At 48.2% G+C, this 7,107-nt stretch carries 7 protein-coding genes and 8 tRNA genes; 13 read left to right on the top strand and 2 right to left on the bottom strand.

Annotated features, from left to right (window positions below; translation table 11 throughout):
- Window positions 1-49 precede the first annotated feature (49 nt).
- From M3630_RS29530 to M3630_RS29490, 9 genes are all read left to right on the top strand, one after another.
- A tRNA-Asp gene (locus M3630_RS29530) sits at window positions 50-126 on the top strand.
- A gap of 41 nt (window positions 127-167) precedes the next feature.
- A tRNA-Phe gene (locus M3630_RS29525) sits at window positions 168-240 on the top strand.
- A gap of 7 nt (window positions 241-247) precedes the next feature.
- Window positions 248-321: transfer RNA gene (locus tag M3630_RS29520), tRNA-Trp, on the top strand.
- A 27-nt stretch (window positions 322-348) separates the two neighbouring features.
- Window positions 349-424 (top strand) — tRNA-His (locus tag M3630_RS29515).
- A gap of 26 nt (window positions 425-450) precedes the next feature.
- Window positions 451-525: transfer RNA gene (locus M3630_RS29510), tRNA-Gln, on the top strand.
- A gap of 7 nt (window positions 526-532) precedes the next feature.
- Window positions 533-608, top strand: a tRNA-Gly gene (locus tag M3630_RS29505).
- A 28-nt stretch (window positions 609-636) separates the two neighbouring features.
- Window positions 637-710: transfer RNA gene (locus M3630_RS29500), tRNA-Cys, on the top strand.
- A gap of 8 nt (window positions 711-718) precedes the next feature.
- Window positions 719-800, top strand: a tRNA-Leu gene (locus M3630_RS29495).
- A gap of 126 nt (window positions 801-926) precedes the next feature.
- Window positions 927-2,258: a purine/pyrimidine permease gene (locus tag M3630_RS29490; RefSeq protein WP_251254547.1), complete on the top strand. Its 1,332-nt coding sequence runs from the start codon at window positions 927-929 to the stop codon at window positions 2,256-2,258.
- A 16-nt stretch (window positions 2,259-2,274) separates the two neighbouring features.
- Here the strand turns inward: M3630_RS29490 and M3630_RS29485 are convergent, their stop codons facing one another.
- On the bottom strand, window positions 2,275-2,946 hold the full coding sequence (locus M3630_RS29485; protein WP_251254546.1) for a B3/B4 domain-containing protein: 672 nt from the start codon (window positions 2,944-2,946) through the stop codon (window positions 2,275-2,277).
- Between the two features lie 109 nt (window positions 2,947-3,055).
- Between M3630_RS29485 and rnhA the strand changes: the two genes are divergently transcribed.
- From rnhA to M3630_RS29465, 4 genes are all read left to right on the top strand, one after another.
- Window positions 3,056-3,496 (top strand): ribonuclease HI, encoded by a 441-nt coding sequence (gene rnhA, locus M3630_RS29480; protein WP_251254545.1) that lies wholly within the window; start codon window positions 3,056-3,058, stop codon window positions 3,494-3,496.
- Window positions 3,493-4,644, top strand: coding sequence for a tRNA epoxyqueuosine(34) reductase QueG (queG, locus tag M3630_RS29475; protein ID WP_251254544.1), 1,152 nt, complete (start codon window positions 3,493-3,495; stop codon window positions 4,642-4,644). Before rnhA ends, queG begins: the two co-directional genes overlap by 4 nt.
- Window positions 4,645-4,670: 26 nt before the next feature.
- A complete protein-coding gene (locus M3630_RS29470) occupies window positions 4,671-5,204 on the top strand; it encodes a methylated-DNA--[protein]-cysteine S-methyltransferase (protein WP_251254543.1) in 534 nt (177 codons plus the stop codon).
- Window positions 5,205-5,331: 127 nt separating this feature from the next.
- Window positions 5,332-6,300, top strand: a complete 969-nt coding sequence (locus tag M3630_RS29465) for an amidase domain-containing protein (protein ID WP_251254542.1) — start codon at window positions 5,332-5,334, stop codon at window positions 6,298-6,300.
- On the opposite strand, the gene M3630_RS29460 is transcribed toward M3630_RS29465, so the two are convergent.
- The gene (locus M3630_RS29460) at window positions 6,301-7,008 is read right to left on the bottom strand and encodes a ferric reductase-like transmembrane domain-containing protein (protein WP_251254541.1); all 708 of its coding nucleotides are present in this window, start codon (window positions 7,006-7,008) and stop codon (window positions 6,301-6,303) included.
- Window positions 7,009-7,107 lie beyond the last annotated feature (99 nt).

Raw genomic sequence — 7,107 nt, 5'->3', positions numbered from 1 at the left:
TCTTCTTGATCAAGTAGGATCGGAGTACCCAGTGGGTGCAACCAAATATGGAGCTGTGGTGAAGTTGGAGTTCACGCCGGTCTGTCACACCGGAGGTCGCGGGTTCGAGTCCCGTCAGCTCCGCCATTTCTAATCAAATGAAATTGGCGCGTAAAGCATGGATATAAGGCTCGGTAGCTCAGTCGGTAGAGCAGAGGACTGAAAATCCTCGTGTCGGCGGTTCGATTCCGTCCCGAGCCACCTTTATAGGGGCATAGTTTAACGGTAGAACGAAGGTCTCCAAAACCTTTGGTGTGGGTTCGATTCCTACTGCCCCTGCCATTTTTCAAGAAAATAGTAGTAATCATGGCGGTCGTGGCGAAGGGGTTAACGCACCGGATTGTGGCTCCGGCACTCGTGGGTTCAAGTCCCATCGATCGCCCCATAAATTCATAGTTGGGGATTACTTATTGGGGTATAGCCAAGCGGTAAGGCAACGGACTTTGACTCCGTCATTCCTAGGTTCAAATCCTAGTACCCCAGCCATTAAAATGCGGACGTAGCTCAATTGGTAGAGCGTCGCCTTGCCAAGGCGAAGGTCGAGGGTTCGAGACCCTTCGTCCGCTCCATTTCTCAAATTGTTTTACCTTATATCATGGAGGCATAGCCAAGTGGTAAGGCACGGGTCTGCAAAACCCTCACCCCCGGTTCAAATCCGGGTGCCTCCTCCAAAATATTTGCCGGTGTGGCGGAATGGCAGACGCGCGCGACTCAAAATCGTGAGGGAAACCGTGGGGGTTCAAGTCCCTTCACCGGCACCATACATTTACAAGCTAACCCTGAATGTCAAGATTTCTTGATGATTGGGGTTTTTTTCTGCTTTGATATGAGCATAGTGTAGAGGGGAAATAGACAACTTGTGTAAGTAACAGGTCGAGGTGGTTGAGGTGTTTTATAAGCTACAAGACAAGCCGCCAATGGGGATTACGACGCTATCCGTATTACAATGGATGATCGTAACTGTTTCCAGCAGTGTGGCGGTACCATTAATGATTGGAGATATGTACGGCTTGCAGGCTGATGAAATTGGAAAGCTGATGCAGCAGACCATGTTTTACATCGGACTCGCGTCACTACTGCAAGTATGGATTGGACACCGCTATCCGATGATTGAAGGTCCGGCTGGACTATGGTGGGGGATCTTTATCATTTTGGCTCAGCTCGGAACGAGCATGGGTCTTCATCCACAAGAAATTGGTCAATCCTTTCAAGTAGGTATGATATTAGCTGGTCTACTCTTTTTCATTTTTGGCTTATTAGGCTGGATTGGCAAATTACAGAAGTGGTTTACGCCGTTGGTTTCAGGTACGTATATGATTTTGCTTGCTGTTTCTTTGTGTAGTAACATTCTCACGGGCATGCTTGGTATTGGTTTTCAGCATTCAAAAGAGGTACAGCCGGGAGTAGCACTTGTGTCCATAGGGATTGTAGCTCTTGTTGTCTTCATTATGCGGACGAAGCGATTCTCCAGTTTTGCCGTTTTGTTTGGCATGGTTGGAGGCTGGATCGTGTACGCGCTTCTTGGATGGACAGAACCAGTTCGACCTACTGAACAATTGCTTTCATGGCCTTCTATTTTCTTTTGGGGACCTCCACGTTGGGATTGGGGCGTTGTATTAACGAGTATGCTGACAGGATTCGTTCTGTTGACAAACCTCATGACGAGTTTGGCGGTCATGGGAAAAGCGACAGATACACTGCCTACTGAAAAGCAGTACAATCGCGGTGGTATTTTTACAGGGGTATCTCATTTCCTGTCAGGCTTGAGCGGTGTGGTAGGTATGATTCCACTTTCCTTGGCCGCAGCGGTTATTCAAACCACAAAAATGGCTTCGCGCCTGCCATTTGTGATAGCAATGCTAGGGATGATGCTGATTGGGCTGATTCCCACTGTTGCCCATTTTTTGGCGGCTTTGCCTACTCCAGTGGCATATGCGGCGATGTTCATTTCCTATACGCAACTGCTGGGCTTCGGGTTGAAGGATTACGTGAATGTGAAGATGGACGAACGTACGATTATTGTTGGGGGTAGCTCGCTATTGGTCGGGATCGGAGTCATGTTCGTACCGGCTGTAGCTTGGCAGAAACTCCCGGCATTAGCAAGCTTCTTGTTCGGCAATGGCTTATTGCTCGGAGTTATTGTGTGTCTGGTCCTCGAACATATCGTTTTTAGAAAAAAGGAAGAAGATAGCGTAAAAAAAGACGGCCAGGCTGCATGACGGGCCGTCTTTTTTCTTAGGCAGTAACAATAGAGGAGTGAGTCAGCTCGCCGCCGTTGATTTCCGTAAACATGCGACCAACTGAACCTACAATTTCTTCTTTTTTAGATTGTTCCATTTTTTCATGGAAAAAGATGACTTGGAGGAGCGGGCTGCTTTGTTCCGTTACGCATGAGCGCTTGGAGTCGACAATGGGACTCCCAAATGCGCCGTTACCATCAGCGAGCAGCAATTTCCCTTCCATGTTGACTTCTCGTCCATTTAATCCTTCATAGACATCATCGGCGTGGCCAAGACGACAAGTGATATCACCCGTTAGATGATTAACGTCATAAATCCCAAAAGGAAGTGCGTGCAAAACAGAGAAAAAATTATTAACATCAACAGCGCTATTAATCCAGAAAAAAGGATTTCCCTGCAGCAGTCGACGCAGCAATGCTTCGGAGGAAGGGCGGTACCTAGACGGATCAATGCCAACTTGCTTAAAGCAAGCTCTCCACTCGCGGACGCCTTCGATTTCTGTCAGCTTTGCGGTGTCATGATCGAGCCGCAAGCTCTCCACATAATAATTGATACGTCCCTGCAGCATTTTGGGGGAGTCACTGACGGAAGCGTTGCTGTATTGTAAAATGCCGAGAGAAAATTGCGGCAAACGCTCGGACACGGAAGAATCTAGCTGAACTTTCATCAATAGACACTCCTTATTAATTCTATTTTTGGTAGTATAACAAAAAAATTTTGTGGAAGCGACTAAGCTTCGATACAATAGAAGAGAACAGAGGAGGGAACCCCTGACGATGACATTGCGTGAGGTTGATATTTATACAGACGGAGCATGTTCCGGCAATCCAGGACCAGGTGGTTGGGGAGCTGTACTGATGTATGGCCAACACATCAAGGAAATGTCCGGTGCCGAACCACATACAACGAATAACAGAATGGAGCTGTTGGCGGCCATCAAGGCGCTCTCTACATTGAAGGAGCCTTGTAAGGTGACGCTGTACAGTGATAGTGCATACTTAGTCAACTGTTTCAAGCAAGGCTGGTATAAAGGCTGGCTGAAAAACGGCTGGAAAAACAGCAAAGGCCAGCAGGTGGAAAATCAGGACTTATGGAAAGAACTGTTGCAATTGATGGACACCCACAAGGTAGAGTATGTAAAAGTCAAAGGACACGCCGACAACAAATGGAACAACCGCTGCGACGAATTGGCGACAGGAGCGATTAAACAACTGTGAACGACTTGCTGTACTGGGAGCAGACAAAGCAGTCCATCATTGACTATGCCAAGGAAATCGGAATCGATAAGATCGGGTTTGCCAGTGCCGATCCATTTACGACCTTAAAAGAACGACTTCTTGTACATCGGGAAAAGGGTTATGAATCTGGATTTGAAGAGTCTGATTTAGAAAAGAGGACGAATCCGGAACTGTTGTTGGACGGGGCACGTTCGCTGATTTCGATAGCACTGGCCTATCCATCCAAGCTCAAAAATCCACCAAAGTCAGAGCCTGGTGCGTATCGGGGAATCTTATGCCGTGCAGCATGGGGAACCGATTATCATCACGTTCTGCGCGACAAGCTGGACAAGCTGACGCGATTCATTATGGAGCTCGAGCCAGGGGCTCGGATCGAATCCATGGTAGACACGGGAGCATTGTCCGATCGTGCGGTAGCCGAGCGGGCCGGGATTGGGTTTGTAGGTAAAAACTGCGCCATCATTACGCCGGAGTTCGGATCATGGGTGTACTTGGGGGAGCTGGTAACGAATCTTCCGTTGCCAAGCGACCAACCAATCGAAGAAGGCTGTGGCGACTGCAATATATGTGTAGACGCTTGTCCGACCGGAGCCTTGATTCAGGGGGGGCAGCTTGACGCACAGCGATGTGTAGCTTATTTGACACAGGTGAAAGACTTTATTCCAGATGAATTCCGCGGAAAAATCGGGAATCGGCTGTACGGTTGCGACACTTGTCAGACGGTATGTCCTAAGAATCGGCGCATTGACAACGACCATCATGCTGAATTTCAGCCTGACCCGGAGATTGCCAAGCCTTTGTTGATTCCTCTGCTTCAGATGAGCAATAAGGAGTTCAAGGAGAAGTTTGGACTATCCTCTTCATCTTGGAGAGGCAAAAAACCTATTCAACGTAATGCAATACTAGCGCTTGCACATTTCAAGGATCGGACAGCTATTCCTCATTTGGAGCGTCTATTGTTCGAAGACCCTCGTCCAGTCATCCGGGGAACTGCTGCATGGGCGCTTGGAAAAATCGGGGGAGAGCAGGCACAAGAAGCACTCATTACCGCAAAAGCAAAAGAGGCGTCACCAGAAGTGGTGGAAGAGATAGAAAAAGGCATGAGCATGATTCGTGCACAGGGTTAGTTTGAACAAGAGAGGGAGGACGTTAAATGGCAAAGGAATTAGGCTATACCATGATGGATTCACCGATTGGACCATTGCTCTTGGCTTCAACAGAAGAAGGGCTGTGCTACATTCAGTTTGCCAATGAACAAGACGGATTGGCGCCGCTTGTGCGCTGGTGCAAAAAAACGTTCTTAGGGATTACCCCAACGCGTAACGATGCGATCAATGAGTCTGCAAAAATACAGCTAGAAGAGTATTTTGCAGGCAAGCGTAAGTCGTTTGATGTTCGAACCGTATTGTACGGAACTCCCTTTCAAAAGGCTGTATGGAATGAGCTATCGAACATTCCCTATGGAGAAACTCGTTCTTACAAAGATATTGCCTTGGCGATTGGAGCGGCGAAAGCTGTTCGGGCCATTGGCGGTGCGAACAATCGCAATCCGATTCCTGTCATTATACCGTGCCATCGCGTCATTGGCTCGAATGGTGCCTTGGTCGGGTACGGCGGTGGCTTATCCATTAAAGAATATTTGCTGTCACTAGAAGAAGGACCACTTTTTGCTCACGCTTCTTCCTAATAAGCTGTCTGCTTGCTCGGACAGCTTTTCTTTTTCTTCTGAATGCTCCACGAGCGACATATTCTTCATTGAGATGAACAGTTCATGGGCTTTGTCGCAGTCTGGAGGCGGAAAGGAGGAGGGGAAAGTGGAGTGGCGTGAATTTGTTCAGCAATACTTTCAAGCAGTTCACCAGTCATCTATGGACGGAAAGTATGAGCGGCTGCTGCCTTTTTATTGCGCAGGAGAGGCAGGTGTGCAGGAAGAATGGGATCGACTGAAACGGGAGAAGCGGAGAGCTGAGGAGCGGGGAGCTAAATTATTGGCTGTCCAGGGACAAGTAACGCCTATGTACTGGGTAGACACTGATGCCACCATGGAAATAACGGTTCAATGGCAAGAAAATAAAACGCTGGGGATCAAGCAAACCAAGTATACAGAGGTAAACAAAAGGCTGTTCCAGCTCCAGTTGCTCAAAACGAATGAAAAGTGGTCGATCATCGGGGCAAGGGAGTCGAATGGTGATCAAAAATTGGTGGACGAGGAAGAGGAGGAGCCTGTCATCGTTGTGTCAGGCGTCGAGGATGCCATTGACCAACCTATGCTGGTTGTGCATGGAGCGGGAGGCTACAACGCTGCAAATGCAGTCGCGTATGCGGAACGTTACTGGAATACGACCAATCCGATATATCCTCGTTTTACGGATGACTGCACGAATTTTATCTCGCAATGTTTACATGCTGGTGGAATCCCTATGCTGATGTCGAAAGAGATGGGCAAGGGCTGGTGGATTCGTACGGGAAAAGGCGCCTCTTGGAGCTATAGCTGGACGGTGGCCCATAGCTTGTATTTACTCTTGAAATCGGGCGGACCACCTATGCGGGCGGTTACGAAAAGCTCCGCGGCGGAATTGGTACCAGGTGATATCATTTGTTATGATTTTAACGGGGATGGGCGTTTTCAGCACAATACGATTGTGGTCGCAAAAGACGCGAATCAAATGCCGCTAGTGAATGCCCATACGACAGATAGCAGCATGCGTTATTGGGCATATGAGGATTCCACAGCCTATACGCCCAAAATGCGCTATGCCTTCTTTCATATAAGAGGAGTCTAATTACCGCTTGCGATAAAGAGCTCTTCGCATAAAAGAGATGCTGCGAATCACCCAAATCATTGCTGCGAAAACGAGCATGTCTGAAAAGGTATGCGGTTCTCCTTTGATGGATTGGGTGTAAATCAAGCCATGGAACAAGACGATGACAAAAAGCCATGGATTGGCGAGATGAAGCCTTTTCCAACTGGAGCCACCCAGCCATTTTTCTGCGCGTGCAGAAGATGTCAGCAACAGGGCTAGTAGAATGAAAAAGGCAAGCAACCCAAGGTAGTTCGCAACGCCTGTAAGGGTCCAGTTGGGAGATGGCCACATGGTTGGATCAGAGGAAGCGAAAAAGAACAGACCCAGCCAGCCATCAGCCTTTTCGGAACGGTTTTCTTGAATGATCATTAGGCGAGGCTCATTTTCAAAAAGGACGAGCACAAGAATGACGTGCAGAAGTCCAGTTAGCCCAGCCCATATCCCGATATCTCGACGGATGGACGAGCTGATAGTCAACCAGCCAGCAGGGAGCAAGGACTGGAGTGGGCCAATCAATAAGGTGCAGCCAATCAAAATAAATGAGAGATAGCCGAGAAGCATGCTCCATGTTTCTAGGACGGGAAACGAAGAAAAATCAACCCACATCCAACTGGCACCTAACAGGATCAAACTCAGGATGCTCACATGTGCGATAAGGCGTCGCCAAAATGAAATGGGTGTCCCCATCTAATCATCACTCCTTTGATAGCCAAAGTTTTCTGATTAGATGCAGCAGGCACTCCATTTGTTACAGAAGCTGGGCACGGTGGTATAATAGGTCGTGTA

The sequence above is a fragment of the Brevibacillus sp. MER 51 genome (assembly GCF_023714195.1).
Lineage (GTDB): Bacteria > Bacillota > Bacilli > Brevibacillales > Brevibacillaceae > Brevibacillus.
Note: the sequence above shows the minus strand (reverse complement) of the source record. Positions and strands in the feature narration are given on the sequence as shown.

Coding starts and splice junctions, on each gene's coding strand:
- M3630_RS29485 (WP_251254546.1), bottom strand. CDS start 2,946: ATGAAAGTTCAGCTAGATTCTTCCGTGTCCGAGCGTTTGCCGCAATTT.
- rnhA (WP_251254545.1), top strand. CDS start 3,056: ATGACATTGCGTGAGGTTGATATTTATACAGACGGAGCATGTTCCGGC.
- M3630_RS29470 (WP_251254543.1), top strand. CDS start 4,671: ATGGCAAAGGAATTAGGCTATACCATGATGGATTCACCGATTGGACCA.
- M3630_RS29460 (WP_251254541.1), bottom strand. CDS start 7,008: ATGGGGACACCCATTTCATTTTGGCGACGCCTTATCGCACATGTGAGC.